Raw genomic sequence first — 26,029 nt, 5'->3', positions numbered from 1 at the left:
CATGCCCGGCGAAAAGTACGAATACGGTATCGATTTCGAGCGTGTCGCGGCCATCGACATCCACACCCATGTGGAGGTCGATGGCCACGGCCACAAGGCCTACGACGACGAACTGGTCGACGCCGTCGGAAAGTACTTCAGGCGGGGGCCCGGCGCGTTGTCGAGCGTGGACGCGCTTGCCGACGAGTACCGCAGGCAGAACACGGCCGCGGTGGTGTTCACCATCGACGCGCGGACGGCAATGCGGCATGTGCCGAACTCCGTCGAGGACCTCGTCGCGGGCGCGATCCGCAACAACGACGTGCTGATCCCGTTCGGCAGCGTGGACCCGTGGCACGAGCGACGCGCCGTGCACCGCGTGCACGAGTTGGTTCGCGACTACGGCGTCAAGGGCTTCAAGTTCCACCCCAGCGTGCAGGCCTTCGAGCCGAACGACCGCCGCTTCTACCCGATCTATGAGGCGATCACCGAAGCGAAAGTGCCTGCGTTGTTTCACACGGGGCAGACCGGGCTCGGATCCGGGCTACCCGGCGGGCATCGCATCAAGCTGCGCTACTCCGATCCGATGCTGCTCGACGACGTCGCCGCCGACTTTCCCGACCTGACCATCGTGATGGCCCATCCGGCGGTGCCGTGGGTGGACTCGCAGATCGCGATCGCCTCCCACAAGACCAACGTCTACATCGACCTGAGTGGCTGGTCGCCGAAGTACTTCCCGCCGCAACTGGTGCACGCCGCCAACCGTCAGCTGCGCACCAAGGTGCTCTTCGGCACCGACTACCCGTACATCAAGATGGACCGCTGGCGGCGCGACTTCGAGGAGCTGAACATGGACCCGGCGGTGGTGCCCCTGGTCTACAAAGACAACGCGCTGCGGGTGCTGGGGATCTCGCGATGAATTCCTCGGCGCCGACGACGTCGACAAGACCGTGCAGTTGGTGAAGGACAACGGCGGCAGCGTGATTCGCGGCGCCGAGGACACGCCGTACGGCCGGTTGGCCGCCGTGGCCGATCCGGCCGGCGCCGGTTTCAACCTGTCGTCGCTGGATCAGTACTGACAGCAGGCTGCTGGACGCCCTTGCCCTTGCGCAGGGCGTCGAGCAACTCGCGGTACGGTCCCACCAGGTAAGCGGTGTCGCCGCCGGCGAGCCTGGCGTCGCGCCGGGGATGCAGTTGCACCGGAGCATCGGCCCTGGTGACCGCGATGACGCGGGTCTGCGTGGACATGTCGAACATCCGCATTCCGTCCAACTCGCTGCCCGGTGCCACGTACATGCCGCCGACCATGAACGAGCGCTGCCCGACCGAGAACGTGCCGAGCACCTGCAGCCCCAGCGCCGCGCCGATGAACCACGGCGCCGCCAATTCGACTGTGGAGAGCACCGTTTCGAACCCGAAACGCTGAGCGACCGCGGCGCCGAGGGTGCGGTCGTAGATGCGCAGCACGATCGGCACGCCGGTCCGGTGGAGTTCGGGTAGCGTGCGCGGCCCGAGCATCTCGTCCAGCACGATGCCCGTCTCGATGTTGACGATGTCGTCTTGCGTCAGCACCGCGATTGCACGCGCCTCGTCCAGCCGCGCGGACTCCAACGTCTCATGCAATGTGGCGTCGCCGAAGATCACCGGCACATCGAGACGGGCGGCCGTGGACAGGAAGCGGTTTTCGGGATCACGTTCGATGACGGCCACGTCGTAGCCGGCCGCGGTCAGGTCACTGACCACTCGGATGCCGAACGAACCCAACCCGACGACGATGACGTGATGCCGTAGATGCCGCACCTTCCTGCGGCCCGCCGACTGCGCAAGGCGCCGCGACAGCAACACGTCGGCGATGAATGCGACGAGGATCGCGGTGGTGGTCACACCCGCGAACATCAGCCCGATGCCCCAGATCCGCAGCCACATGGGCTGGTGCATGAAGCTGAAGTCGCCGTAGCCGACGGTGGCGATGGTCTCGGTGCTGAAGTACAACGCATCGATCCAGCTCATCCCCGGCGGGTGTTGATAGGCGAACCGCAACAACACCGTCGAGCCGAGGAGCAGGGACATCGACACGGCCAGCGCCCGGTAGAACATCGGGTTGATGTCGTCGCGGATCAACCGCACCGCGTCGACCACCCGCCGCAACGGTGGCCGTCGTCCCCGCGAATGCGACAGCGGCCGGGGAATCGCGATGCCCTGCTCGGTGAGTTCCTCGGCGGTGCCGATCATCGCGGTCCAGTCGCCTGCGCTCACCCGATAGTCGCGACCGGGACACGCGACCACCGCATCGCGCCCGTCGGAGTCCTCGGCGTGGATCACCGCGACCGGCGCCAGATCACCGAAGATGTCGCGCAATGTCGCGTCGCGGGGGGCCTCCGCACCGGAGACGACGAAATCGATGCCGGCCACCGGAATCGTGTGAGCGGTACGGCCCAGGCAGGCCTCCACGACGGAGGCCGCCGCCAGATCGGCGACGTCGAGGATCGCGCCGGGGCCGTTGTCCTGTGACATGGCTTCGCGCAGCACACTATTGGCCAGCCGGGCCACCACGCGCACATCGGGATTGGCTTGCCGTGCCAGCAAGGCGATTTCGAGGTTCAGCGCGTCGTCATCGTCGGCGCAGATGACGGCCTGTGCAGTCGCGACGCCCGCCCCGGCGAGGTCGTCGGGGGCCTGCACCATCACCACGCGCGTGCCCGCGTTGTTCAGCTCCTCGACGATTCGCATTCCGAGCGCATCGTCACCGCAAACGATGATGTGGCCCCGCATATCGCAGAACGGTACTGCGGAAACGCCGGACAGCGCAGAAGATGATCAGATGCCCACCAGTCCCAAGGTCTACGTGAAGGCCTGTATCAACGGCGCCCGCACGCCCGACGCGCATCCGAACCTGCCGGTGACGCCCGATCAGCTGGCCGCAGCGGCGCTCGCGGCCCATGGCGCAGGCGCCAAGGCGGTGCACCTGCATCCGAAGAACGCCGACGGCGTCGATTCACTGCTTTGCGAGCACGTGGACGCCGCGGTGGATGCCGTGCGCCATGCGGTGCCGGGTCTGCCGCTCGGGGTGACAACGGGGTTCTGGGCGCTGCCGGACGCCGACGCGAGGCTGCATGCCGTCGACGGCTGGACCGTGCTGCCCGACTTCGCGTCGGTCAATTGGCACGAACCTGGCTCGGAGGAGCTGGCCCGGCTGCTGTTGAGCAAGGGGATCGGCGTCGAGGTCGGCATCTTCAACGCCGAGGCGGCCGAATCATGGGCGGCCTCGGGGATCGCCGAGCATTGCATGCGAGTGATGATCGAACTTCCCGGGGATGGCGATGTCGCGACCGCCGACGACCTACTGAGCCAGGTGATGGCCCGGCAGTCGCCTGCGCCGGTGCTACTGCATGGTATGGACGAAAGTTGTTGGCCGCTACTGGAACACGCGGGCAAGCGGGGTGTGCAGGTCCGCATCGGCATGGAGGACACCCTGCGGATGCCCGACGGTTCCGCCGCGCCCGACAATGCGGCGCTGGTGTCGGCGGCCGTAGCGCTGCTCAGTCGGTAGGGGCGGCCAGCGCGAAGTCGGCGTAATCGAAACCAGGGATCACCACACAGCTGACCAGGCACGGCTGGTCGTCGCGGGGGCGGGCCCGCTGCCAATGTCCTGGCGGCACGACGAACTGCGGCTGTTCCCCGGCGAGGATGTCGGCGCCGAGCAAATGCGTTGTGGCGCTGTCCTGTTCGGCGCCGACCTGCAGCAGCAACGGACCGCCGAAATGAAACAGCCACAGCTCGGCGCTGCGCACCGTGTGCCACGCTGACTGCTGACCGGGCATGAGCAGGAACAGGATTGCGGTGCCCGCGCTTCGGGGTCCGGTGTAGTCGGGCGGCAATGCGGACTGGGGCATCGTCAGCCCGCTGCGCCAGGTCTCCTTGAACCAGCCGCCCTCTGGATGAGGAGACAGGTCAAGCCGACGCGCCCACTCCGGAAGGTCGCTCATCAAATCCCCCATTAATAGGTTCGGCGACTCCACAATAGAGACGATGGCTACCGGCAAAGCACCTATTGTGCTGATCCACGGCTTGTGGATGCCGCCGCACAGCTGGCGCGGCTGGATTGAGCGTTACCGCGCCGCCGGTCACACGGTTCACGCACCCGCATGGCCAGGGGTCTCTGAGCTCGACGATGAACTCGACCACACCAAGGCGCCCGCCGAGATCGGGGTCGGTCAAGTGGTGGATCATTACGCCGCGTTCATCCAGACGCTGCCCGAGCCGCCGATCCTGATGGGCCACTCGTTCGGCGGGTTGATCACGCAGATGCTGCTCGGCCGGGGCCTTGGCCGGTCCGCCGTGGCGATTCATCCCGCCGCGCCGCGCGGCGTCTACCGGCTGCCGCGGTCGGTGTTGAGGTCGACGTTTCCGGTCTTCCGTAATCCGGCCAACCGACATCGTGCCGTGCCGCTCACGCCCGCCGAGTTCCACTACGCGTTTGCCAACACTGTGCCGCGGGCCGAGTCCGACGCCTGGCACGCCGAGTTGGCTATCCCCGCACCGGGCAAGCCGCTGTTCCAGGCCGCGCTGGCGAACTTCAGCCGTAGGTCCAAGGCGGCGACGGTGGTCGACTTCACCAAACCCGACCGGGCGCCGCTGCTCCTGATCGCGGGCGGCCGCGATCACATCGTGCCCGCGTCGGTGGTGTACGAGAATTTCAACCGTTACCGGCGATCGCCCGCCGCGACGGATTTCAAGCTGTTCGACGACCGGCCGCATCTGACCGCCGCGCTGGATGGCTGGACCGACGTGGCCGACTACGCGTTGACGTGGACGACGGGGCACAGCGGATAGTCTGAGCGCATGGCTCGCCTGCGCCCCGGTTGGCTGGTGGTGCTATGCGCGGCCGTGCTTGCGATCAGCGCCTGGCTGCCGTGGCTGACCAGTCGGGCCGACGGCGGGGGACGCGCCAATGCGATCGGCGGGATCGTGGGCACCATGCCGGTGCCGCCGCCGGGGTTCGGGGTCGGCCAGCTGATCGTGCTGCTGGCGTCGACGTTGATCGTTGCGGGCGCGATGGCCGCCCGCGGACTGTTCGACCGCCTGGCATCGAGTTCGGCCCTTGCCATTTCGGTGCTGCTGGTGGTGCTCACGATGTGGTACTACCGGCTGTATGTGTACTCGCCGGTGTCGGCGGGCTACGGACTTTTCCTCGGTGCGGCAGCTGCGGTGTGTGCGGTGGTGCTGTCGGTGTGGGCGATGTTCGCCGCCTGGTCCAGGGTGCGCCGATGAGCGGGTTCGTCGAACCCGTCTCGTTGACCGGTCAGCGATGGGTGAAGCTGGAACCGCTTAGCCGCGAACATGTTCCGGAGATCGCCGAGGCTGCCGCCGACGGTGAGTTGGGCAAGCTTTGGTTCACCCACGCGCCGAAGGCGGGCATCGCCGAGCAGTGGGTCGACACACGGTTGGCGGTGCAGAAACCCGATCAAGGTCTGACGTTCGTGGTGCGCAGCCTCGACGGAACGCTCGTCGGGTCGTCGAGCTACCTGAACGTGGACGCGTCCAACCGCCGGCTCGAGATCGGCAATACGTGGTACGTGTCGTCGGCGCGACGCAGCGGGGTCAATTCCGAGACGAAGCTGCTGATGCTCGGGCACGCTTTCGACGAGTTGGGCTGTGTCGCAGTCGAATTCCGCACGCACTTCTTCAACTCGACCAGCCGCTCCGCGATCGAACGGCTCGGCGCCAAGCTGGACGGGATACTGCGCAGCCACCAGGTGCTGCCCGACGGCTCGCGCCGCGACACGGTGGTGTACTCGATCCTCGATATTGAATGGCCCGCTGTGCGCAACAATCTGCGCTACCGATTGGAGCGTAACGACTAGCCGAGACTGCGGCCAGATCGCAGTTTCGAGATGATTGGCGATCTGGCCGCAGTTTCGAGGCGGCGCTTGGCTATTCGGATTCGACTCCGGTCGGCTCGATCGAACGTTGTCCGCCGCCGTGGGCGACGTCGATCTTGCGCGGCTTGGCACGTTCGGCCAGCGGGATGGTCACGGTCAGCACACCGTTCTCATACGTCGCGGAGATAGCCGACGCGTCGATGCCCTCGCCAAGCGAGAGTTGCCTGCGGTAGGAGCCGAAGAATCTCTCGCTGGCCAGCCACTGGACGGCGTCTTCGGATCGGGCCGTGCGATGTGCCGCGATTGTCAGGGTGCCGTTGTCGACGTTGACGTCCACCGAGCCCGGGTCGACGCCGGGTAGGTCGGCTGTGAGCACGTAGTGGTCGTCGATCTTGCAGAGATCCATCGGCATGAACCGAGGAGCGCGATTTGATCCGGTCTGGCCGGTAAGCAAGCCCCGGGTCAGAGCATCGAAGTCACTGAACGGATCAAAGCGAAGCACAGCAATCCACCTCCTATGTCGCCTCAAGGCCCGCCACCCTGGCGGGCAGCCAATCACTGTGCAACCCGAAGATTAGCACTCTCACCCCGAGAGTGCCAGTTCTTTTTCGTCCGGTTGAGACGCGCTCAGACCGCGCTGACCTGCGCTCCGGTCAGCGGCCCGGTGCACTGATCGCAGACCAGAACGGCGCCGAACCGCCTGCCGCAGGCCGCGTGAGTCAGTTCCACGGCCGGACCCTCGGCCGCCGGAAACCACCGTTGTGCCCACTGCAGCGCCGTCACGAGCACTGCGAACAACGCGCCGCCCTTCTCGGTGAGCCGGTATCGGTTCTCTGCGCACACCAGTACGCCATTGGCCGTGAAGATCGACAGTCGATCGGAGATCGATCCAGGCGGGGCGCCGAGCTGGCTTTGAAAATCGGTGAAGCGACTGACACCGACGAACGCCGCGACCAACAGCGCGAAGCCCCAGCGGTTGCCGAGCACGCTCATGGTCTGAGGGAACAGCCCCGCCGCCCCGTCGCGCTGGTCGGCTTCCGATCGTCGCCGCGTCGACGTGACGGGAATCGACCGCGCCCACGAGCCGCTCGGTCCCCATTGCGCGACAACGTCTTTCTCGCTCGCGCGCTCACCGCACGCGCGGCAGATGAGCAGCGGCGCGAAGTCGGCGTCGCAGGCCCGGTGCCGCATATCAGGCAAACCTTCGGCATGGCCCGGCACCCACCGGCGCTCCCATTCCCAGATCGACAACAGCACCGGCCACAGCGAACGACTGCGCGGGGTCACCAGGTACTCCGATCGGGTCGGGTTCGTCTGGTAGACACGGCGCTCCAGCAGGCCGTCGCGTGTCAGCGCCTGCAGGCGGCGAGTCAGCACGGAATTCGAGATCGGCAGCCGCGCCTTGAATTCCGCGAACCGGGTCGCGCCGAGCAGCGCCTGCTGAACGACCAGCAGGCTCCACTCGTCGCCGAGCAACCCGAGCATGCGGGCGACGGCGTTGGGTTGCGGCCGCGCCACTACAGCCCGATCGCGGCCGCCGGGGTGTCCGTCTCCCGCCAGCGCCGCAGCTCGGAACCCGCTGCCCAGGTGGAGTGCGTTCCACTCGAAATGCGTTCCGGCAGAGCCAGTTTGCACACCGGCCCGTCGCCGACTCTGGCGGCGTCGAACACCAGGCAGTACGAGGCGTCGGCGGTCATGTCGGTGGTCAGCGTGACCAGGTATCCGTCGTCCTCAGCCGTGCTGCCGACGCGCGGCGCCATGGCAGTCTCGCTGCCGTAGACGCCGTCTTCGAATGCATACCGCTGCTCACTGCCGGTGCGCAGGTCGTGCTTGACCAGCCCGTCGAACAAGAACCACGACGGCTTGCCGGTCGCGGCATAGGTGTAACGATAGGGCGCTCCGGCATAGCTGGAGTTGATCATGCCGAATTCGGTGATGCTGTCCGAAAGCTGTTCTTCGACAACGTCGCCCGTCACCATATTGAAGCGCCAGCGGTGCAGCCGGGCCTGCATGCGATCGAGTGCGAGGAAGCGGAATGCGCGCTCCCATTTGTTGCCCATGCCGTTATCCGCCGGTTCGGGGTCGCCCTGGAAGAACCCGTCGAGCACTACCTCGTCGCCGTCCTCGTAGGCGTTGGTGAAGTGCAGCACGAAGGTCGGCTCCGCCTCGAACCACTGGATGTTGTTGCCGCGGCGGGGGATGATCGCGAATCGCGACGGCATATCGCGATGGAACCGCGCCACGTGCGCGTTGCGCTCGAGCAGTTCGGGATCCCAGAACAACGGAAAGTCGTTGAGGATCACGTAGTTCTCGGTGAACGCCATGTCGTGGGGGAGTCGCGGCCCCGGCAGCGGCACGTCGATGTAGTGCACGAGGTTGTTGTTGTCGTCGACGACTCCGTAGTGCATGTACGGTGCCTGCTTGCTGTAGTTGAAGAACAACAGTTCACCGGATTTGTCATCGACCTTGGGGTGCGCCGAGACGCCCCAGTCGAACGGGAACGCCCCATTCCACTGTGCCTTGCCGAGGGTGACACCCGAATACGGGTCGAGGCGGTACAGGTCACCGCATTGGTAAAAGCTCGTCAGCGCGGTCCCGCGATGCACGATCACGTCGGTGCTCGACGCGTCCTTCATCAGGCCGCGTGCGCCCCACCCGTCGTCGCGCTTGGCCAGCGAGACCGGTTCGGCAAGGCCCGGCCACAGCGGCCCACCCGCTTCGTTCTCGGCGAGAAAGCCGTCGGTCTGGACAAACCTGTTGCGGTAGAACGCTTTTCCATCCCGAAAGCCGACAACGTGCAGCATGCCGTCGCCGTCGAACGGGTGATAGGCCTTCAGCGCCGGGTGCAAGGGGTTCTCGGTGTTGCGCAGATACACCCCGTCGAGATCGGCGGGAACTTCACCCTCGACCGGCCTCAGGTCGTCGGCATCCCACTCGGTGGTCTGTGGACGCCACGGCCCGGTCCGGTAGGGATGGTCGTCGTCCTCGGGCAGGGTCGACAGATACTTGCCGACGATCTCTGGGGTCATGTCAGGCTCCCGTCACGATAAAGCTCACAGTGGTGGCCGTGCTGCCACCGAAGTTGAGTGTTCCGAACGTCTTTGCGCCCTCGACCTGGTAGCCGCCTGCCGTCCCACTGACCTGCTTGGCGGCGTCGAGCAGCATGCGCACACCGGACGCGCCGACAGGATGACCGCCGCCGATCAGCCCGCCGCTGGGATTGATCGGCAACCGTCCGCCCAATTCGATCTCGTTGTTCTCGATCGCCTTCCACGATTCACCGGGCCCGGTCAGCCCGATGTGGTCGATGGCGAGGTACTCGCTTGGTGTGAAGCAGTCGTGCACTTCGAAGCCGTCGACGTCGTCGAGCGTGACGCGGGCGCGGTCGAACGCGTCGAGCACGGCACCGCGGACGTGGGGGAGTACGTAAGGTTGTCCGGCGGCACGGTCGAGTTTCTGCTGCAGACCGAGCCCAACGGTGCGGTGGCCCCAGCCGTCGATGCGCCCGATCGGCCGAGCCTGCGGATGGTCACGCAGGTATTCGTCGGTCACCAGCACCACTCCCGCGCCGCCGTCGGTCATCTGGCTGCAGTCGAAGCGGCGCAGACGTCCTTCGATCACAGGGTTGGCGTCGTCGGCGGCCAGTGGTTCCGGCACGGTCCAATCCCGCGTCTGCGCATTGGGATTCGCGCGGGCGTTGGCGAAGTTCAGTTGTGCGATCGCTCGCAGGTGTGCGTCGTCAAGGCCATAGCGGCGGTCGTATTCGTCGGCCACTGAGGCGAACATGAACGGCCACATGAACTTTGCCTCGGTGCCTTCGTGGTCGGTCCACGCCGCGGCGCCGAGGTGTTGTGCCGCGGTGTCGCCCGGGACGGTCTTCTCGAGTTCGATACCGACGACGAGCGCAGTGCGGTACGCGCCGGAGCGCAGATCGGCGATCGCCGCGAGCGTTGCCACACTTCCCGATGCGCATGCGGCTTCGTGGCGGGTTGCCGGGGTGTCCCACAATCCGTCGTTGACGCTTGCCGGCATCGCGCCAAGATGGCCCTGCCTTGCGAACAACTCGCCGAATGCGTTGGCCACATGTACGACGTCGATGTCCGCCACGTCGACCTTGGCCGCACGCAAAGTGTTGTCGACGATTTCGGCCGTCAGGCCTGCGAAGTCGATGCGTTCGCGGCTGAGGTTGCGCGCGAAGTCGCTCTGGTGACCGCCGAGGATCCAGACGTTGGCAGTGCTCATGGCCAGACGGTACTACAACTAAGAGAGTCACTCGGCCACGTTCGGCAGACGTAGAGGCGGCCCCGCCGGCTCCGGTCTGAACCGACGAGACCTCAGCGAACAGGATGGTCGACCATCTCGTTCGCCTGTACTGGGACATTGCCCACTGCGCCGAATGACAAACGTCGCGTATAGCCTGGGTCCACAACGGGAAGCCCTTAACGATGACCAAGCCGCGAAATTACGACCTTGCACAGCGCATGGCCGAGCTCGCGCGCGCTTCTGCAGCGCCGCGAAGCGTCGATGACGTGCTGGCTGACGTCACCGCGGCAACGAGGGAACTGATTCCCGGGACCGACGCCGCAGGCATCCTGTTGGTTGGCAGAGGCGGCAAGTTCGAATCCCTCGCAGGCACCTCTGAGCTGCCGCATCAGCTCGATGAGTTGCAGATGACGTTCAACGAGGGACCGTGCGTGGAAGCGGCGCTCGACGAGGTGATCGTGCGAACGGACGACTTTCGCACGGATGAGCGCTGGCCGAAGTACTCACCGGCAGTCGTCGAGATCGGCATCCTGAGCGGCCTGTCCATCAAGTTGTATACCGCCGAGCGCACCGCGGGCGCGTTGAACATGTTCGCGTTCAAGCCCCACGCATTCGATGGCGAGGACGAGACCACCGGCGTGGTGCTCGCCGCGCACGCAGCGGCGGCGATCCTGGCCAGTCGTCACGGCGAGCAGCTCGAGTCGGCGCTGTCGACCAGGGATCGCATCGGTCAGGCAAAGGGCATCATCATGGAGCGTTTCGGCGTCGACGATGTGCAGGCCTTCGAGATGCTGCGCAAGCTCTCCCAGGACGGCAACACCCGGCTGGTCGATGTCGCGCAACGGGTCATTGACACCCGCCGCAGCTGATTATTGATCCTGCAGCAGGACGCTGCCGTACCAGTGGCAGAGCAGCAACGCGATCTCGACGTCGAGTCGACCGTCGGTGATTGGTCGGCCACGCCGCTCGATTGCGCGTTGTACCCGGTACTTGATGGAGTTGGTGTGTAAGTGCAATTCCTCAGCCGTGGCCTTGAAGCTTCCTCCGGTGCGAAGGAAGATGCCCAGCGTTTCGCGCAGTCGCTCGTCGTTTTCCGTGGCGGACGCGAGCGGTCCGAGCACCTCGCTCACCCACACCCGCGCCGCGCCGAGGTTGCCGTTGAACAGCGCTGCGGCCGAAAGGCCGGGATCACTTGCAGCAGTGAAGCGTTGAGCATTCGGGCCTGCGGCCATCGCGACGGCATGCGCTTCTTCCGCTAGCTGATGTGAACGCCGGAATCCCTCGACGCCCGGCAACGGATTACCGGCTGCGATCCGCGGGGCGTCGCTTCGGGTGTCGGCGAACGCGCGCATGCACGCGACTGCTGCTGGCCCAGTCTGCGCGGCGAGCGGAATCCAACCCCATCCCGTCATGCGGTCCACCGAGATGAACAACGAAGTCTCGCCGGCGCCGGCAGACTCGGCGAGTTGAGCGACGAAGCGCTCCATCGACGTCGGGTCTTCGCAGAATTCGTCTTCGCCGTGCCAGACAACGACCGCCAGATGAGTCCGCCGCAACGGGTAGCGAATCGCCGTTGTCACCTTGTCGATGTCGAGGTCGGCTCCGTCGAGGAGTTCGCGTACCCGCAGCGCGCGCAGGCTGTTTTGGTTCTCCATCCACCGGTCGCGCTCGCACTGGTAGGTGATCACCACCTGTTGCGTGATCCAGTCGATATAGCCGAACGTCACTTCCGAGATCTGGCTGAACACGGCGAGGCTGAGCGGCGGCTCCAGCCCTGAGGCTCCTATTTCCTCGAGCACCGCGTCGAGTACCGCCTTGTGTCCGAGGCGGTACGCGCGCACCAATGCGTTGACCGTCGTTCCGCGCTGCGCGAGTCGCCGTGCGTGTTCGACGGCGGCGGTGGGCAACTCGACCTTGTCGATCGGGATGGCGTGCCGGATTGCGGAGAACACCGTTGCGACGTTTCCGTCGATGCTGTCCCGAAGCAGCTGTACCAGCTGCGCATCACTGCGCAGTTCGGCGATCTCGGTGACCACGATCTGCTGGATCGAGCTCGTCAGCTCCGCGATTCGATGATCCAGGCGGTCGACGATGGCCGCGGCAGACTCCGCGACGACCACCGGCTCGGCATGGCCCGCTTCCGCCATCACCAGACCATAAACCCGCTGCTACCCGCGCCGAGCGGTTCGCTGCCACTCTTTGGCTCCGCAAGCCAGTAAACCGGCGAAACTTCGGCGTCCGCGGACGTCGCGGCACCCCGACCGGTTCCGTGATTCTGATGGCGACCGCGGCGCGACAACGCGCCGACGCACCCAAGTTCCGCTGCGAAAAGAAAGCGAGTCCCCGATGAGCAGCTACCTCAGCGCCATTGCAGTCATGTTGCTGGTTCTGTGCCCACTCTTCATTCCGGTGACCGTCACGGTGGCTGCTCTGGTGTCCACCGGCGTCCGTCGTCTTCGGCGAGCCGTCGGACTCCGGCGTCACGCCGCCCGCACCGCCTGATCACCACCACGCCAAGCCGAGAGGTCACGTCATGCCCACACAATTCACCACGCTGCAGTGCGAAACCCTGACCGCGATCGTCGACACCTATGTCGCCTCGGTCGCACGGGAGGACGACCCGGATGGGTTCTACGCCGCCAAGGGCAGCGACGTCGGGGCCGATGTGGCAACGGAGCAGTACCTGCTCACCCGCCTACCCGAGGTCCAGCTGGCCGGCATGCTGGCGCTGATCGACGGCTTGGCCCTTTTCGAGTTCAAGGATCAGCCCCAGGCCGCGCGGGAGGAAATCCTTGCCAACGTCGCGGCCATCTCACCCGAGGCGGCGGGGGCGGTCGCCGCGCTGAATCAGCTCTCGGTGTTGTTCGCATACAGCCTTCCGGGCCCGGATGGCCACAATCGGTTGTGGGCAGGCATGGGGTATCCGGGGCCGGCCCAAAATCCGCCGCCGAACTCCCGCAAGACGCTCGAGGTCATCGCCGTCTCCGGTGAGACGACGCTCGAAGCGGATGTGGTCGTGGTCGGCTCCGGCAGCGGCGGCGGAGTGGCCGCCGCAGTGCTCGCCGAGGCGGGCAAGCGCGTCATCATCCTCGAAGCGGGCAGCTACCACACCGAATCCGATTTCGTGCAGTCCGAAGTCGCGGCTTATCAAAATCTGTTCCTGCGCGGCGGATTCTTCCCGTCCGCCGACGGCATGGTGAGCATCGCCGCGGGCAGCACGGTAGGCGGCGGCAGCACGGTCAACTGGTCGAACTCGTTGCTCACGCCCAGCACCGTGCGCTCCCATTGGGCCGAGGCCGGGTTGACCGACGTCGACACCCCCGCGTTCGACGAACACCTCCAGGCGGTGTTCGAGCGCATCCAGTGCAACGACAAGGTCGCCACGCAGAACGGCCCGCATGCGCGGCTGTCGGATGGTGCATCGAGGCTCGGGTACGCCTACCGGGTCGCCACACTGAACATCGATCCGGAGCGCTACGACCCGAACCTGATCGGCTACAGCGGGATGGGCGATCAGACCGGCGCCAAGCAGGGCACGATGCGGACCTATCTTCAGGACGCATCCGACGCAGGGGCGAAACTGCTGCCCAACGTCTGGGTCGACCGCATCCTCACCGAGGACGGCGTGGCCGTCGGAGTCCAGGCGACATACACCGACCCGCAGACCCAACAGACGTCTCGTGTCGTCATCAACGCCCCGGCGGTGGTGGCCGCCGCGGGCAGCCTCGAAACGCCCGGGCTGCTGCTTCGGTCGGGGATCGGTGGGCCCGCGGTCGGCGCCGAGCTGCGACTGCATCCCGCCAGCCTGGTCAGCGGGGTGTACGACGAGCCGCAAGACCCGTGGTACGGCCCTGCGATGGCCGGCATCATGAACGAATTCGCGGAAGCCGACGAGGGGTTCGGCTATCTCATCGAGTGTGTCCAGCACCTGCCGGGGCTGTTCACCACCGTGGTTCCGTGGCTCGACGGGGCCCAGCACAAAGAGCTCACCCGCAAATACCGGTATCGCGCCGACTGGGTCTTCATCGTCAAGGACCGTGGCGCGGGCAGCGTCACACTCGACGAGAACGGTCAGTCCACGTTCTGGTATCCGTTCTCCGACGAGCTCGACCGTCGTCACTTCCGCGAAGCCGCCGTCACGTCGATCCGCATGCACGAAGCCGCGGGCGCGCAGCAGATCTTCGTTGCAGGCCAACCCTTCGCGCCCTGGAATCGCGGAGAGGACCTGGAGGCCTTCATCGCGAAGGTCAACGATATCCCGATCGGACCCGGCGGCATCCCTGTGTTCAGTGCGCATCAGATGTGCAGTGCGAAGCTCGGCAGCGACCCGCAGACCTCCGTCGCGAAACCGAGTGGCGAGCTGCACGACTCGACAGGTGTGTGGATCGCCGATGCGAGCGGAATGCCCAGCTGTTCGGGAGTGAACCCGATGGTGTCCACGATGGCGCTCGCGCGTCGCACGGCGATGAACATGCTCGGCGAAAATTAGCGCAAGCCTGTTGATTGACGGGCACGTCAACGGGTATGCCCCTCGCATCAGAAGATGCGAGGTGGCGTGGTGCGCGTCGGAATGTGTGTCGTGGTCGGTGCGGCGGTCGTCGCGGCGGCCGCCTGCGGGCCGAAGTCCGCGACGCAGCCCTTGCAGCCGATGCCAACTGTAGAGGCGACGACCGTGGCAGCCGCGGTTCGCGCTCCGGTCGCGTTACCACCCAACGACGACGGCGACCCGCCATGCCCCGCAGCAGATGCCTGGGGAACGGATCCCTTCGGCGCAGGCATCGTCGTCACGCATTGGACCGATGACACGGCACCCGTCACGGTCCTGGTGCGCACGAGAACGGGAATCGATCAGGCCCAACGCGCCGTGCTCGGCCCCGGCGAGTTGCGGTTGTTCGAGTTTCCCGGCATCGACAAGTCCGCCGTCTCCGAAGTGCTGATCATGACGAACACCCGTCGCTGCTACGTCACTGCAGATCCAGCCGCATTGGGCTAAGTGGCGTCGGCACCCACCACGCGCTGCAGGTCGGGTTTCATGGCCTGCAATTGGGCACCCCAGTACGGCCAGTCGTGCGTGCCGTTGTCGGGGAAGTTGAAGGTCGCGTTGTTGCCGCCCGCAGCCTGGTAGTCGTTCATGAAGTCGACGTTGCTCTGGTGCAACATGTTTTCGAGGAACTCCGCGGGCACGTTGGCGCCGCCGAGGTCGGACGGCGTTCCGTTTCCGGCGTAGATCCAAATACGGGTGTGGTTTGCGACGAGCTTGCCGACCTGAACCGTGGGATCGTTGCGTGCCCACGCGGGATCGCTGGATGGGCCCCACATGGCGCCGGCGTTGAAGCCTCCGGCGTCGTTCATCGCGAAACCGACCAGCGTCGGCCAGATTCCGTTGGAGAGGTTGAGGAAACCGGACAGCGAAGCGGCGTAGGCGAAGTTCTGCGGGTGGTAGGCGGCAAGGATCAACGCCGCGGATCCAGACATCGAAAGCCCAACTGCGGCATTGCCATTGGGGCTGATGCCTTTGTTGGCCGAAAGCCAGGCGGGCAATTCCTGTGTCAGGAACGTCTCCCACTTGTATGTCGACGTTCCGCCGTTGCCGACGGCAGGCTGATACCAGTCCGAATAGAAGCTGGACTCCCCGCCCACCGGCATCACGACCGACAGTCCGGATTGGTCGAACCACTCGAAAGCGGAGGTGTTGATGTCCCAGCCGTTGTAGTCGTCTTGTGCGCGTAGGCCGTCAAGCAGAAACACGGCGTGCTTGCCGCCGCCTTGGAATTGCACCTTGATATCGCGTCCCATGGACGGCGACGGCACCATCAGGTATTCGACTGGAAGGCCGGGGCGAGAAAACGCAGAGGCGATGCCGACGCTGCCGGTCACACTGACTGCGGCCCAGATCATCGACGCGGCCAGCGCGGCGATCGTCAGCCGTTTTCCAAAGATCTTCACACCAACGCCGAACGTCTTGGAGTCAGCGGCTTATTCGAACTGCGGGAAGTTCTGCGGAAACCCGAAGTTGCCGGTCAGCGGGCTCACAGCCGACACCGAGCTCCGGCCCTCTCGCGTCCGGGGCGATGAGAAGCGTAGCGTCGAGGACAGGTTTCGCGAGGTGGTCGGCCATCCCGCGCCGACTCAGGTCTCGCCGGTTAATGGAACAGCCGGCGAGATCGCTCTCTCCGGTGCTGGCGTGAACGATGCGGCCCCGCCAAACGACGGTGGCGGGCCGCCACAAAGTGCCCCCGGCAGGATTCGAACCTGCGACACCGGCTTTAGGAGAGCCGTGCTCTATCCCCTGAGCTACGAGGGCGTGACCCGCTCGGAGCTTACCGGTAGGGATTCGAGGAGCTTGCCCCACTCGTATCGGGCGGCGGCGGTGGCGTCGTCGTCCGGCGGCGCGCCCAGAGCCAGTGCGACGAGCGCCGAAGCGATGCGCAACGTCGGGATCCGATGACGCTTCGATGCCTGCACGATCTCGGCGAACGCGGCGTCGATCGTGCAGCGCCTCAGCGCCATCAGCACGCCCTCCGCGCGGTCCAGCATCCTGGCATCGTCCATGACGGGATTGCGATTCCCGGCACGAACAAGATCAAACCGGATCTTCAGCGCAGCTCGGCGATCACCTTCGCGAACGCCTCCGTATGCGGCTGCTGGACGGTGATGTAGGTGATGCCGTAGGTGTCGCGGTAGCCCCGGATGGTGTCCGCCATGTCCTTGGTCGAGCCGGACAGTACCGACGGCGCCCGCAACAACTCCTCGTCGGACAGATGGGGCAGGAAGCGTCGGGGGATCGTCAGGTCAGCTGTGCCCGAATCGTCGGTCGGCATCGCCGTGACCGAAATATTGAGTTCCAGTTCGTCGAAGCGATCGCCTGCTGCGTCGCGCACGAATGCGATTCGGTCGGCGAGCGGATCGTTGTCCGCGGTCACGGGGGCGCCACCTTGGAGGCCGATGATGTGGGCGCGCTGTGCAGCAAGGGTGAGCACTCTGTCGCCGTCGCCCGCGATGAGAATCGGCACATCGGGCACGTTTTCGTTCATGTGCTTGGTCACGTGACGTAGCCAGTCGACGCGCTTGCCCGCACTCGGGTAAGGCAGCTCGGCCTGCTCGAATTCGACCTCGTTGTATCCAGTGCCGAGGCCCAGCTCGAAGCGGTTGCCGGAGAGGTCGCGAAGTGAGGTGACATCGCGGGCGAGAAGAGCGGGTCGGTAGAACCCCGCGTTGAGCACGAAGGTGCCGATGCGCAATCGCTCGGTCACCATCGCAACCGCGGTCAGCATCGGGAACGGGGCCGTCGTGTAGAGGTGATCGGCCATATGCAGGACGTCGTACCCCATGTCCTCGGCGCGGCGCGCGTTGTCCTCGAGCGTGCCTCGACTGCGTACCGCTGTCAGACCCACACCGAATCGAAAGTCCTTGACCATTTCACGATCCTAGGCAGCCGACATTTTTGTTTGGCGGCGGCCGCCAGTGGGCAAACATGATCCGCCGACCTCGAATCCCGAGGTCTCAGAGCAGAAGGACTTACCGCCAGATCCGGCCCGTCGTGAGAGAACTCCGACGGGCCGGATCAATATCGTCATCATGGCCAGCCACCCCACCTTTGGCGTCGAGGAAGAGTTTCTTCTCGTCGACCCGACGACCGGAGAACCCGTCGCCGTGAACAAGGCTGTCGCCAGTCACGCCGCCGAGCATGGCGTCAAGTTGCAGCTCGAGCTGACGAGCTGTCAGATCGAGACGACCAGCGCGGTGGTCGGCGGCAGTGCCGATCTGTTGGAGGAGCTGACCCGGCTGCGGCGCACCGCCGCCGAAGCCGCCGAGTCCAGCGGCGCGCAACTGCTTGCCGCCGCGCTGCCGCCGACGCGGCCGCACGAGTTTCCGATCACCGACAGCCCGCGGTATCGGCAAATCGCGGAGAAGTTCGGGCGGATCGCCGAGGAAGGCATCTGTGGCGCGCACGTGCATGTCGCCGTGCCCAGTCGGGAAGTCGCCGTTCGGGTGAGCAACCGGCTGCGGCCATGGCTGCCGCTGTTGCTGGCGCTGACCGCCAACTCCGCGGTGTACCGCGACGCCGACACCGGCTATGCGAGTTGGCGCAGCATCGTGTGGGCGCGCTGGCCCAGTGCCGGTCCGCCACCGCATTTCGATTCGGTCGACGAGTATGACGGCATGGTGCGGATGCTGCGTCAGGCGGGAGCGGCGCTCGACGACGGGATGGTCTATTGGGACGTCCGGCCGTCGGCCACGTTCCCTACCGTTGAGGTGCGCGTCGCCGATGTACCCGCAACGGTGGAAGAAACCGTATTGCTGGCCATGCTGATTCGGGGCAGCGTGATGACCGCGCTAGAGGATGACCGCCGCGGTGAGCCGAGTCCGCCGCTGTCGCCGCACGCACTCAAGGCGGCCTACTGGAAGTCGGCTCGTGACGGCATGGAAGGCGAGGCGATCGACCTGCTCGACAGCCACGCGCCCGTTCCGGCCCGAGAGTTGTTGCAGCGCATGGTCGATCACATCAGACCGGCACTGGAAGACGTCGGCGACTACCAAACGGTGAACAGTGCGCTGGCGCGCCTGGACCGCGACGGCAACGGCGCGATGCGGCAGCGGCGCGCGTGGCGTCGACGACACGACGTGAGGGACGTCATCGCCGAGTTGGCTGCCGCCACCTTGTCTTAAGCCAGCGTGAGCTTGGCGAACGGCGCGCTGGTCGGCTGCGTTGAGCCGCCCGGCGGCTCGACGGTGAACGCCAGCGTCCGCGAGTCGCCGAGGTCGGGCAGCACCGCAGTGGTTGACGGCGCAACGTTTTTGGCGTCCATCGTGCCCGCCGACTTCGCACCTTTGTCGTCGATCAGCCACATCTGGTAGACGGTGCCTGGCGCAGGCGGTGCGACGTTGTTCATCACGAGCACACCGGCGTGCTTCTCGCGGGAGAACACGACCGTCGCGGTTCCGCCGGTGGGAATCTCCCCGGATACCGTCCGCACGTCCGGGGCGGCGAAAACCTCCTCGGCGGTCGACGGTGTCGGTTTCGGCTGCAGCGCAATGCCAACTCCCAATGCGCCGAGGCCGATGATCACCGCGGCGGCCGCGGCCAGTCCGATCGTCTGCCAGCGGTTGACCCTTCGGCCAAGCGTCCGCACCGGATCGCTGCTCACTTCGGCCAACAGGCTCGCCCGCAGATGATCCGGCGGCTCGACTGCAGTGGCCGCCGACACCACGGCCATCGTCTCCCGGACGGCGCGCACCTCGTCGGCGAACGCCTGCGCGACGTCCGGGGGAGCGGCGGCGACGCGCCGCTCGATCTCGGCCAGTTCGGCGTCGGGCACCGCATGCAGCGCGTACGGTGTCGCGAGCGCGATCAGATCGGGATCATGTGGTTCGGTCATGCCGCCCCCAAACACCTGCGCAGGCCGCGGATGGCATCGCGCATCCGTGACTTGATCGTCGCAAGATTTGCCGACAACCGTTCCGACACTTGGGCATACGTCAACCCGTCGTAATAGGCGAGCTGGATGCACTCGCGCTGCGCGTCGGTCAGCGAGCCAAGACAGTCGGTGACCTGGCGCCGCTCGTCGCTGAGGATGACCGATTCGGCGACCTGATCCGAAGGCGGGTCGACGTTGGCGGCGCCGTAGCGCGATTCGCGTTGGCCTGCCGCCTGCTCGGAACGCACCCGATCGACCGCGCGCCGGTGCGCCAGCGTCAGCAGCCAGGCCAGCGGCGAGCCGGCGGCCGGGTCGTACCTGTCGGCGGTTCGCCACACCTGCAGGTAGACGTCCTGCGTGGTCTCCTCGCTGTAGCCGGGGTCGCGCAGGACGCGAGTGACCAGGCCGAACACCCTGGCGCGGGTGCGGTCATAGAAGGTGGCAAACGCATCGGCGTCCCGGTGGGCCACCCGGCGCAACAGCGCGTCGAGTTCGGCGGTCACGAACGGTAGCCTAGCCACGGGCGTCAATAACGGCACGAGAATGACGATCTCGGGGTACTGGTCTCGAAAAGGGTTGAGCCAGAAGTAGTTTCGTTAGTCCGGTTTCTGGCGCTCGCTAATGGTACGCGCCGCAGCCGTAATGTGAGGGCCTGAAGCCGGTATTCGGCGGCGGCAATCCGAGGCGCCAGCGGCGCAATACATTGCAGCCACACGATCTCGGGAATCGTGGCAGCACGTCGGGTTCCCCGCAGCGTCGCCACGAATGCCGGTTGATTCGCGCGGTGCAATGACACCATCACATCCAAATCGTTGCCCGGCTGCGGCGCTCGCACCAGGTAGTAGCCATCGGTCCCGTTGAACGGTGACATGGCCAGCTTCTTGGTCGCCATCGCCGGTGACTGGGAGGTTGGTGGCAGCAAGTACGCGTGTCGCCCACCGGTGCTGTTGTGCATCTCGACCACCACGTGCCGCAGCGCGTCATCGACGTCGTGACACCAGTACAGCGTCACTGGGTTGAACGCGTGTCCCAGCACATTGGCCTGCAGGAGCGCGGTGATGCGGCCGCCACGTAAGTCGACGCCCTGTCGAGCCAAGAATGCATCGATGCGCCTGCGAAGCGAATCGTCAGCCTCACCGTCAAAATGAGCGTCGGGCTCGAACCTGGCGAACGGCCGCAGCCAGCGCGGCAGCGTGGGCAATCGGTCGACGTCGACATACCAGCAGTAGCCGCGGTGCTCGAAGTAATGGTGCACCGGAGCGCGGCGCAAATGCGTGATCCTGGTCCGGTACAGCGCTGGGGTCGAGAAGCGTTCCACAGCAGGTATTCGGAACCGCGCGGCGCGCGGATTGGTGCGGTACGTTCCCCGAGTGTCTTCGACGTTCTTTGATGGCGGAACGATCTGGACCGGCGTCAACGGGACGCAAAGCGACGCCTTGTTAGTGGTCGACGGAAGGGTGCAGGCGCTCGGCGAAGCCGCACGCGCCAGGGCCGACGAAGGCGCTCAGGTTGACCTCGACGGCGGCTTCCTGATGCCGTCCTTCGGCGATGGTCATGCCCATCCGTTGCCCGGTGGACTCGAGGCGGTCGGGCCGCAGGTGCGGCCATGCACCTCGGTCGACGAGATCGTCGCCGAGGTGAAGCGATTCGCCGCCGATCATCCCGACGACGAATGGATTGTGGGCGCCTCCTACGAGAGCAGCATGGCGCCTGGCGGGCTTTTCGATGCGCGGTGGCTCGACGCCGCTGTGCCCGACCGGCCCGTCGTGCTGCGCGCGTGGGATTACCACACCGTGTGGTGCAACAGCGTCGCCCTGCAGCGGGCGGGCATCGATGCCGATACCCCTGACCCGGAGCTCGGCGAGATTCCGCGTCGCGAGGACGGCACGCCGCTCGGCACGTTGCGAGAGTGGGGCGCCGTCGATCTGGTCTTCAAGGTGCTGCCGGAACGCGACGCCAAGGTCCGCGTCGGGGCGCTGCGCACGGCCGCCCAGTACTACCTGGCCGCGGGCGTGACGTGGGTGCAGGACGCCTGGGTCGAGCCCGCCGACGTGGACACGTATTTGGCCGCCGCACAACAGGATGCCCTCGACATCCGGTTCAACCTCGGCCTCTATGCCGACCCGCGGTATTTCGACGCGCAACTCGAGCAGTTCGTCGACGCGCGTCGCCGGGTGCAGGCCGCCGCGTCATCACTGCTGACCGCGAACACCGTCAAGTTCTTCGCCGACGGCGTGATCGAGAACGAGACCGGAGCGCTGCTCGCGCCGTATTGCGGAAGCCTGCACAACCATGGCATGCAGGTGTGGGACAACCTTGCCGAGGCCGCACGCGCCGTCGACGAGCTCGGCTTTCAGATCCACATTCACGCGATCGGTGATGCGGCGGCGCGCCAGGCACTCGACGCGATCGAGTATGTGGTCAACACCAATGGAAAACGCGACCGGCGACCGGTGATCGCCCACGCGCAGTTGGTTGATGATGCCGACCTGGATCGGTTCGCGGCGCTGGGCGTGATACCCAACATGCAACCGCTGTGGGCGCAACTGGATCCGTTGATGGTCGAGCTGACGATTCCCCGGCTCGGTCCCGACCGCAGCGAGAAGCAGTACCGCATGCACAGTCTCGTCGAGTCGGGCGCACCGCTGGCGTTCGGCTCGGACTGGCCGGTGTCTTCGGGCGCGCCATTGGACGGGATCGCGGTTGCCGTGTCACGGGGTGGGTGGACACCGCTGGAGCTCCTCACGGTCGAGCACGCGCTGAGCGCGTACACCGCTGGTGTTGCCAAACAGGCCTTTGCCGATGGGCATTGGGGCGCAATCGTGCCCGGCACCAGCGCGGACTTGGTGTGGTTGGACTCCGATCCGCGCACGACGCCACCGGAGGAACTGCCGGACGTCGGCATCCGCGCGACGTATCTGTCAGGAAAGTCGGTCTACTCGGCCGCTGTGTGAAAGGGATTGCCATGTCGACAGTGTCGTCGGCCCCGCCGGGCGAAGGTCACCTGCGCCGCGTCCTGGGTGTGCCCGCGCTGGTTCTGTTCGGGCTGGTGTACATCGTTCCGCTGACGGTGTTCACCACGTACGGAATCGTCGTCGAGAAAAGCGGTGGGCGACTGCCGCTGGCGTACCTTGTGACGTTGGCGGCCATGGTGTTCACCGCACGGTCGTATGCGCGGATGGCCGCCGCTTACCCGGTGGCGGGTTCGACGTATGCCTACACCCAGCGCACCTTCGGCGCACCTATCGGCTTCTTGGCCGGATGGTCGCTGCTGCTGGACTACCTGTTGCTGCCAATGCTGAACTACCTCGTCATCGGCATCTATCTCAACGCCGCGATCCCCGCCGTTCCCGCGTGGGTGTTTGTCCTCGTGATGATCATCATCGTCACGGTGCTCAACATCGTCGGCATCGTGTCGGTGGCGCGGGCCAACATCCTGATCATCGCGCTGCAAGCCGTTTTCATCGTGGTGTTCCTGGTCCTTGCGTTTGTCACGTTGTCACACACTGGCACAGTCGATTTGAGTGCCCCGTTCACCGGTGACGGTAGTGCGCCCGGATGGCATCCGGTGTTCGCTGGTGCAGCGATCCTGTGCCTGTCGTTCCTCGGCTTCGACGCGGTGTCCACCCTGGCCGAAGAGGCCAACGAGCCGACCCGCACCGTGCCGCGTGCGATCATGATCGCCACGGTCACGGCTGGTGTCATGTTCGTGGTGTTGTCGTACATCTCGCAGTTGGTGTTCCCGTCCAATCATTTCGAGAATGTGGACTCCGGCTCTCTTGATGTGATGAAAACCGCTGGCGGGCAATTCTTGTCGACGTTCTTCACCGCCGCATACGTCGCCGGTGCGCTCGGGTCGGCGATTACCTCGCAGGCGTCGGTCGCCCGAATCCTGTATGCGATGGGTCGCGACGGCATCCTTCCGCGACGAGTGTTCGGGCACATTCCGCCGCGGTTCACCACCCCGACCTACGCGATCCTCGTGGTGTCGCTGGTCTCGCTGGCCGCTATCTGGGCCGACCTGACCAAACTGAGTTCCATCGTCAGCTTCGGTGCGCTGGTTGCATTCTCAGCTGTTAACCTCACCGTGTTCAAGCACTACTTCATAGACGCGGGCGAGCGCGGCGGCGGCGGCTTCTTCAACAACGCCGTGTTGCCGTTGATCGGCCTTGGCCTGACGGTCTGGCTGTGGTTCAGCCTGTCTGGCTTTGCTCTGGTGGTGGGATTGATCTGGTTCGCGCTCGGGTTCCTGTGGCTGTTGTGGGTGACGCGCGGCTTCCAGCGACCGACACCTGTGCTCGAACTGGAGGAGTAGCCGGCTACTTGGCGCAGTAAACCGAGTTCAGCACTGCGGCCCTCGGGTCGTCGGAGAGCATCTCGGTCTCCGGCGGCGCTTGAGTGAAGGTTATCGAAACGGCAGGCCCGGCAAACGCTTTCGCCATCAGGCTGTGGAAGCCCTCGATGTCTCCGCCGTGCCCCCACACCCTCACTCCGCAGTCCAGGTCGATGCCGGTGAGGCCCAAACCGTAGTGAAAGTCAGGCCCGGCGGCGGGCCAGTCTACGGTGTCCATCATCTCGCGCAGTTGCGCAGCGGGGACGACTCGTCCGTCCAGCAAGGCCGTCATGAATGCCGATGTGTCCTCGCCCGTTGAGACGAGCGAGCCTGCCATGCCCGCCGCCGAGGCGTTGAAATTCGTTACGTCCTTGCGCTTTCCGTCGACCGCTTCGTAGCCGTGCGCGAACGGGGCGCGCAGCCCGGTGTCACCGGCCGCCGGGAAGTACGTGTCGGACAGTCCCAGCGGCGTGATGATCCGACGGGTGATCTCCTCGGCCGCGGGGTGCCCGGTCAGCTTCTCGATCAGCAGGCCGGCGACGACGTAATTGGTGTTCGTGTATCGGATCGCGGTGCCAGGTGCGAACTGCGCGGGGCGCTTCAGCGCGGCGTCGAGCAGTTGGTCGCCGGTCACGGGTTCGGTTGGTATCGGGGTGTCGGCGTCGAAGTATTCGGGCAAACCGCTCTGGTGGCGGAGCAGCTGACGCACGGTGATGGCGTGCGCGTCGATGCCCCGGCCCCGGATCCTGCCGGGCAGGTATGTCTCGATCGGCGTGTCGAGGCTGACCCTGCCTTCGGCGACGAGCTGTAGAATCGCCGCAGCCACAAAGGTTTTCGTGATACTCGCAGCCCGGATATGGGTGCGCTGCGCAAAGGTCGTCCTGCCGTCGATGTCGGCGTATCCGGCCGACGATCGCGTGAGGTTGTCGTCGCGGACGACGGCGACGCCGCCGGACAACTGATTCTGAGTCACCGCATGACGCAACGCGTCGCTGACGCCGTGGCTGGGCTGGCCGCATGCAGCAGTCAGTGTGACGAGAAGAAGGATGGCACCGAGACTCGGGATGCGCACTACGTCGAGACTAGTGGCCACGACCGCGCGGTCGCGACCAGGCCCTGCACCAACTTCGACGTCGCAGGCGTCAGACCGTCGTCGCCAGGAAGACCGCTACGGGGGCTGATGCCGCGCACTCGCGGGGTCAGCTCGAGTTGGGTACCCCCGCCGCGGACCCGGTTCACGGGGTTGTCGGGATGCATGCCGCGCAGCTCGCGGGGGATCGCGTCGAGGTCCGTGACGACTTGGTAGCCAGGCACGTCGACGTGGTGGGCGAGGTGGTTTGCGAGCTCGCGATTGCGTCCACCGGCGAGCAGTTGTGTGCTGCGGCCGATGCGGCCATACCCGTGCAGTGACACGACAACCTCGACGTGGTCGAGGAATTCGGCCAGCCGCTCGGATTCCTCAGCGCGGTAGCGAGCCGACGACAGATGGTGTGGATAGCGATCGGGGTGGCGCACCACATACACCGACGCGTCGGCGGCGTCGGCGGCGCGCGCGGCGATGACGTCGGTCATCTGCTCCAGTCCGCCGCCGTGGATGGCCATGAAACCGAAACGCGAGCGTAGCGTGCTGTCCTCGATGACACCTGACTCGGCGAGCAGTTCCGAAAGCGACTGCGGTGCAGCGGAATTCGGGTTGCTGGCACGCATGGGCCAATTCGCCGGATCCCAGCGCCGCAGGAACTCGATCCAGCGGAAGGGCAGGTCGTGGTGCACTGCGCCGTCGACGATGCGCTCCAGGTAGCCCGGTCTCGGCGGGCCGGGATCGACGCGGTGGTCGATGTAGACCCATGCCTCGGCCGGGCCCTCGTCGGTGTGTACGACCAACCGGTCGCGGCGGTATCGCACCGGAACGCCCTCGGCGCTGTCGAGGGTGGCCAGGTCGTGGTCGGTCACCTGCCACACGACGCCGTGCACCTCTGATCCGTCGAACGGTTCGACGGTGGCGACGCCGCGCTGGTTGATCAGCCAGTCGTGATCGGCGAGCTTCGCGGGGCGGGGGTTGACCGCGCCAGGGCACCGCCGCGCCATCTGGTGCACGCACAGGTTGGACCCGTACGCGAAGTAAGTGTGACTTGCCCGCATCACCTCCATTG

27 protein-coding genes, 1 tRNA gene and 1 pseudogene are annotated in these 26,029 nt (G+C 65.9%); 13 read left to right on the top strand and 16 right to left on the bottom strand.

Annotation, left to right across the window (positions count from 1 at the left end; all coding sequences use genetic code 11):
* Position 1 precedes the first annotated feature (1 nt).
* Complete coding sequence (locus GGC64_RS18285; protein ID WP_192723986.1) at positions 2-898, top strand: amidohydrolase family protein; 897 nt, start codon at positions 2-4, stop codon at positions 896-898.
* A gap of 1 nt (position 899) precedes the next feature.
* Positions 900-1,058, top strand: a pseudogene (locus tag GGC64_RS18280) (VOC family protein); the annotation flags it as partial.
* Here the strand turns inward: GGC64_RS18280 and GGC64_RS18275 are convergent.
* Complete coding sequence (locus GGC64_RS18275) at positions 1,030-2,751, bottom strand: NAD-binding protein (protein WP_192723985.1); 1,722 nt, start codon at positions 2,749-2,751, stop codon at positions 1,030-1,032. The pseudogene GGC64_RS18280 and the gene GGC64_RS18275 sit on opposite strands and share 29 nt — an antisense overlap.
* Positions 2,752-2,800: 49 nt before the next feature.
* Between GGC64_RS18275 and GGC64_RS18270 the strand changes: the two genes are divergently transcribed.
* Positions 2,801-3,529, top strand: coding sequence for a 3-keto-5-aminohexanoate cleavage protein (locus GGC64_RS18270; RefSeq protein ID WP_192723984.1), 729 nt, complete (start codon positions 2,801-2,803; stop codon positions 3,527-3,529).
* Here the strand turns inward: GGC64_RS18270 and GGC64_RS18265 are convergent.
* Entirely contained in the window at positions 3,519-3,965 is a 447-nt protein-coding gene (locus GGC64_RS18265; protein ID WP_192723983.1) for a cupin domain-containing protein, read from the bottom strand. The genes GGC64_RS18270 and GGC64_RS18265 overlap by 11 nt on opposite strands.
* 43 nt (positions 3,966-4,008) lie before the next feature.
* Here GGC64_RS18265 and GGC64_RS18260 point away from each other — a divergent pair, with 43 nt between their 5' ends.
* From GGC64_RS18260 to GGC64_RS18250, 3 genes are read left to right on the top strand one after another with little or no spacing between them, the layout of a single operon-like run.
* The gene (locus GGC64_RS18260) at positions 4,009-4,812 is read left to right on the top strand and encodes an alpha/beta hydrolase (protein WP_192723982.1); all 804 of its coding nucleotides are present in this window, start codon (positions 4,009-4,011) and stop codon (positions 4,810-4,812) included.
* A 9-nt stretch (positions 4,813-4,821) separates the two neighbouring features.
* Positions 4,822-5,250: a hypothetical protein gene (locus GGC64_RS18255; protein ID WP_192723981.1), complete on the top strand. Its 429-nt coding sequence runs from the start codon at positions 4,822-4,824 to the stop codon at positions 5,248-5,250.
* Positions 5,247-5,843, top strand: coding sequence for a GNAT family N-acetyltransferase (locus GGC64_RS18250; RefSeq protein ID WP_192723980.1), 597 nt, complete (start codon positions 5,247-5,249; stop codon positions 5,841-5,843). The genes GGC64_RS18255 and GGC64_RS18250 overlap by 4 nt, the downstream gene beginning before the upstream one ends.
* A gap of 70 nt (positions 5,844-5,913) precedes the next feature.
* Here the strand turns inward: GGC64_RS18250 and GGC64_RS18245 are convergent, their stop codons facing one another.
* From GGC64_RS18245 to GGC64_RS18230, 4 genes are all read right to left on the bottom strand, one after another.
* Positions 5,914-6,363, bottom strand: a complete 450-nt coding sequence (locus GGC64_RS18245) for an Hsp20/alpha crystallin family protein (RefSeq protein WP_192723979.1) — start codon at positions 6,361-6,363, stop codon at positions 5,914-5,916.
* A gap of 125 nt (positions 6,364-6,488) precedes the next feature.
* Positions 6,489-7,346, bottom strand: coding sequence for a helix-turn-helix domain-containing protein (locus GGC64_RS18240; RefSeq protein ID WP_192725159.1), 858 nt, complete (start codon positions 7,344-7,346; stop codon positions 6,489-6,491).
* Positions 7,347-7,378: 32 nt separating this feature from the next.
* Positions 7,379-8,890, bottom strand: a complete 1,512-nt coding sequence (locus tag GGC64_RS18235) for a carotenoid oxygenase family protein (protein WP_192723978.1) — start codon at positions 8,888-8,890, stop codon at positions 7,379-7,381.
* A gap of 1 nt (position 8,891) precedes the next feature.
* Complete coding sequence (locus GGC64_RS18230) at positions 8,892-10,103, bottom strand: acetyl-CoA acetyltransferase (protein WP_192723977.1); 1,212 nt, start codon at positions 10,101-10,103, stop codon at positions 8,892-8,894.
* A gap of 203 nt (positions 10,104-10,306) precedes the next feature.
* On the opposite strand from GGC64_RS18230, the gene GGC64_RS18225 reads away from it, so the two are divergent.
* On the top strand, positions 10,307-10,993 hold the full coding sequence (locus GGC64_RS18225) for a GAF and ANTAR domain-containing protein (protein ID WP_192723976.1): 687 nt from the start codon (positions 10,307-10,309) through the stop codon (positions 10,991-10,993).
* Here the strand turns inward: GGC64_RS18225 and GGC64_RS18220 are convergent, their stop codons facing one another.
* A complete protein-coding gene (locus GGC64_RS18220; RefSeq protein WP_192723975.1) occupies positions 10,994-12,271 on the bottom strand; it encodes a CdaR family transcriptional regulator in 1,278 nt (425 codons plus the stop codon). It lies immediately after the preceding gene.
* 199 nt (positions 12,272-12,470) lie between these two features.
* On the opposite strand from GGC64_RS18220, the gene GGC64_RS18215 reads away from it, so the two are divergent.
* The 3 genes from GGC64_RS18215 (at position 12,471) to GGC64_RS18205 (ending at position 15,117) form a co-directional block, all read left to right on the top strand.
* Positions 12,471-12,626 carry a hypothetical protein gene (locus GGC64_RS18215; protein ID WP_192723974.1) on the top strand — a complete coding sequence of 52 codons (156 nt, stop codon included), beginning with the start codon at positions 12,471-12,473 and terminating at the stop codon, positions 12,624-12,626.
* A gap of 31 nt (positions 12,627-12,657) precedes the next feature.
* Entirely contained in the window at positions 12,658-14,613 is a 1,956-nt protein-coding gene (locus GGC64_RS18210; protein WP_192723973.1) for a GMC family oxidoreductase N-terminal domain-containing protein, read from the top strand.
* 69 nt (positions 14,614-14,682) lie between these two features.
* Positions 14,683-15,117, top strand: coding sequence for a hypothetical protein (locus GGC64_RS18205; RefSeq protein ID WP_192723972.1), 435 nt, complete (start codon positions 14,683-14,685; stop codon positions 15,115-15,117).
* Here GGC64_RS18205 and GGC64_RS18200 read toward each other — a convergent pair.
* The 4 genes from GGC64_RS18200 to GGC64_RS18185 form a co-directional block, all read right to left on the bottom strand.
* Complete coding sequence (locus GGC64_RS18200; RefSeq protein ID WP_225952172.1) at positions 15,114-16,022, bottom strand: esterase family protein; 909 nt, start codon at positions 16,020-16,022, stop codon at positions 15,114-15,116. The two genes, GGC64_RS18205 and GGC64_RS18200, sit on opposite strands and share 4 nt — an antisense overlap.
* 333 nt (positions 16,023-16,355) lie before the next feature.
* A tRNA-Arg gene (locus GGC64_RS18195) sits at positions 16,356-16,428 on the bottom strand.
* Positions 16,419-16,676, bottom strand: coding sequence for an ANTAR domain-containing protein (locus tag GGC64_RS18190; protein ID WP_192723970.1), 258 nt, complete (start codon positions 16,674-16,676; stop codon positions 16,419-16,421). The genes GGC64_RS18195 and GGC64_RS18190 overlap by 10 nt, the downstream gene beginning before the upstream one ends.
* Before the next feature lie 44 nt (positions 16,677-16,720).
* Positions 16,721-17,542, bottom strand: a complete 822-nt coding sequence (locus GGC64_RS18185) for a TIGR03621 family F420-dependent LLM class oxidoreductase (RefSeq protein WP_192723969.1) — start codon at positions 17,540-17,542, stop codon at positions 16,721-16,723.
* Between the two features lie 160 nt (positions 17,543-17,702).
* On the opposite strand from GGC64_RS18185, the gene GGC64_RS18180 reads away from it, so the two are divergent.
* The gene (locus GGC64_RS18180) at positions 17,703-18,794 is read left to right on the top strand and encodes a glutamate--cysteine ligase (protein WP_192723968.1); all 1,092 of its coding nucleotides are present in this window, start codon (positions 17,703-17,705) and stop codon (positions 18,792-18,794) included.
* Here the strand turns inward: GGC64_RS18180 and GGC64_RS18175 are convergent.
* From GGC64_RS18175 to GGC64_RS18165, 3 genes are read right to left on the bottom strand one after another with little or no spacing between them, the layout of a single operon-like run.
* Positions 18,791-19,504, bottom strand: coding sequence for an anti-sigma factor domain-containing protein (locus GGC64_RS18175; protein ID WP_192723967.1), 714 nt, complete (start codon positions 19,502-19,504; stop codon positions 18,791-18,793). The two genes, GGC64_RS18180 and GGC64_RS18175, sit on opposite strands and share 4 nt — an antisense overlap.
* Complete coding sequence (locus GGC64_RS18170) at positions 19,501-20,082, bottom strand: sigma-70 family RNA polymerase sigma factor (protein WP_369434769.1); 582 nt, start codon at positions 20,080-20,082, stop codon at positions 19,501-19,503. The genes GGC64_RS18175 and GGC64_RS18170 overlap by 4 nt, the downstream gene beginning before the upstream one ends.
* Entirely contained in the window at positions 20,070-20,870 is an 801-nt protein-coding gene (locus GGC64_RS18165; RefSeq protein ID WP_192725158.1) for a DUF1365 family protein, read from the bottom strand. Before GGC64_RS18165 ends, GGC64_RS18170 begins: the two co-directional genes overlap by 13 nt.
* A 43-nt stretch (positions 20,871-20,913) precedes the next feature.
* Here GGC64_RS18165 and GGC64_RS18160 point away from each other — a divergent pair, with 43 nt between their 5' ends.
* Positions 20,914-22,497 carry an amidohydrolase gene (locus GGC64_RS18160; RefSeq protein WP_192723965.1) on the top strand — a complete coding sequence of 528 codons (1,584 nt, stop codon included), beginning with the start codon at positions 20,914-20,916 and terminating at the stop codon, positions 22,495-22,497.
* A gap of 11 nt (positions 22,498-22,508) precedes the next feature.
* The gene (locus GGC64_RS18155) at positions 22,509-23,858 is read left to right on the top strand and encodes an APC family permease (RefSeq protein WP_192723964.1); all 1,350 of its coding nucleotides are present in this window, start codon (positions 22,509-22,511) and stop codon (positions 23,856-23,858) included.
* A gap of 4 nt (positions 23,859-23,862) precedes the next feature.
* Here the strand turns inward: GGC64_RS18155 and GGC64_RS18150 are convergent, their stop codons facing one another.
* Complete coding sequence (locus GGC64_RS18150) at positions 23,863-24,948, bottom strand: serine hydrolase domain-containing protein (RefSeq protein ID WP_370582175.1); 1,086 nt, start codon at positions 24,946-24,948, stop codon at positions 23,863-23,865.
* Positions 24,948-26,018: a poly-gamma-glutamate hydrolase family protein gene (locus tag GGC64_RS18145; RefSeq protein WP_192723962.1), complete on the bottom strand. Its 1,071-nt coding sequence runs from the start codon at positions 26,016-26,018 to the stop codon at positions 24,948-24,950. The genes GGC64_RS18150 and GGC64_RS18145 overlap by 1 nt, the downstream gene beginning before the upstream one ends.
* Positions 26,019-26,029: the final 11 nt, after the last annotated feature.

The sequence above is a fragment of the Mycobacterium sp. OAS707 genome, assembly GCF_014873705.1.
GTDB lineage: Bacteria > Actinomycetota > Actinomycetes > Mycobacteriales > Mycobacteriaceae > Mycobacterium.
The sequence above is the reverse complement of the archived record's forward strand: the minus strand, read 5'-3'. Positions and strand labels throughout refer to the sequence as shown.

Bases quoted from the DNA above. Each gene is read 5' to 3' on its own strand.
- GGC64_RS18175 (WP_192723967.1), bottom strand. From the start codon at position 19,504: ATGACCGAACCACATGATCCCGATCTGATCGCGCTCGCGACACCGTAC.
- GGC64_RS18275 (WP_192723985.1), bottom strand. From the start codon at position 2,751: ATGCGGGGCCACATCATCGTTTGCGGTGACGATGCGCTCGGAATGCGA.
- GGC64_RS18190 (WP_192723970.1), bottom strand. From the start codon at position 16,676: ATGGACGATGCCAGGATGCTGGACCGCGCGGAGGGCGTGCTGATGGCG.
- GGC64_RS18285 (WP_192723986.1), top strand. From the start codon at position 2: ATGCCCGGCGAAAAGTACGAATACGGTATCGATTTCGAGCGTGTCGCG.
- GGC64_RS18235 (WP_192723978.1), bottom strand. From the start codon at position 8,890: ATGACCCCAGAGATCGTCGGCAAGTATCTGTCGACCCTGCCCGAGGAC.
- GGC64_RS18265 (WP_192723983.1), bottom strand. From the start codon at position 3,965: ATGAGCGACCTTCCGGAGTGGGCGCGTCGGCTTGACCTGTCTCCTCAT.
- GGC64_RS18145 (WP_192723962.1), bottom strand. From the start codon at position 26,018: ATGCGGGCAAGTCACACTTACTTCGCGTACGGGTCCAACCTGTGCGTG.
- GGC64_RS18255 (WP_192723981.1), top strand. From the start codon at position 4,822: ATGGCTCGCCTGCGCCCCGGTTGGCTGGTGGTGCTATGCGCGGCCGTG.
- GGC64_RS18240 (WP_192725159.1), bottom strand. From the start codon at position 7,346: ATGCTCGGGTTGCTCGGCGACGAGTGGAGCCTGCTGGTCGTTCAGCAG.
- GGC64_RS18225 (WP_192723976.1), top strand. From the start codon at position 10,307: ATGACCAAGCCGCGAAATTACGACCTTGCACAGCGCATGGCCGAGCTC.
- GGC64_RS18155 (WP_192723964.1), top strand. From the start codon at position 22,509: ATGTCGACAGTGTCGTCGGCCCCGCCGGGCGAAGGTCACCTGCGCCGC.
- GGC64_RS18260 (WP_192723982.1), top strand. From the start codon at position 4,009: ATGGCTACCGGCAAAGCACCTATTGTGCTGATCCACGGCTTGTGGATG.
- GGC64_RS18270 (WP_192723984.1), top strand. From the start codon at position 2,801: ATGCCCACCAGTCCCAAGGTCTACGTGAAGGCCTGTATCAACGGCGCC.
- GGC64_RS18185 (WP_192723969.1), bottom strand. From the start codon at position 17,542: ATGGTCAAGGACTTTCGATTCGGTGTGGGTCTGACAGCGGTACGCAGT.
- GGC64_RS18215 (WP_192723974.1), top strand. From the start codon at position 12,471: ATGAGCAGCTACCTCAGCGCCATTGCAGTCATGTTGCTGGTTCTGTGC.
- GGC64_RS18220 (WP_192723975.1), bottom strand. From the start codon at position 12,271: ATGGCGGAAGCGGGCCATGCCGAGCCGGTGGTCGTCGCGGAGTCTGCC.
- GGC64_RS18210 (WP_192723973.1), top strand. From the start codon at position 12,658: ATGCCCACACAATTCACCACGCTGCAGTGCGAAACCCTGACCGCGATC.
- GGC64_RS18230 (WP_192723977.1), bottom strand. From the start codon at position 10,103: ATGAGCACTGCCAACGTCTGGATCCTCGGCGGTCACCAGAGCGACTTC.
- GGC64_RS18250 (WP_192723980.1), top strand. From the start codon at position 5,247: ATGAGCGGGTTCGTCGAACCCGTCTCGTTGACCGGTCAGCGATGGGTG.
- GGC64_RS18180 (WP_192723968.1), top strand. From the start codon at position 17,703: ATGGCCAGCCACCCCACCTTTGGCGTCGAGGAAGAGTTTCTTCTCGTC.
- GGC64_RS18200 (WP_225952172.1), bottom strand. From the start codon at position 16,022: ATGATCTGGGCCGCAGTCAGTGTGACCGGCAGCGTCGGCATCGCCTCT.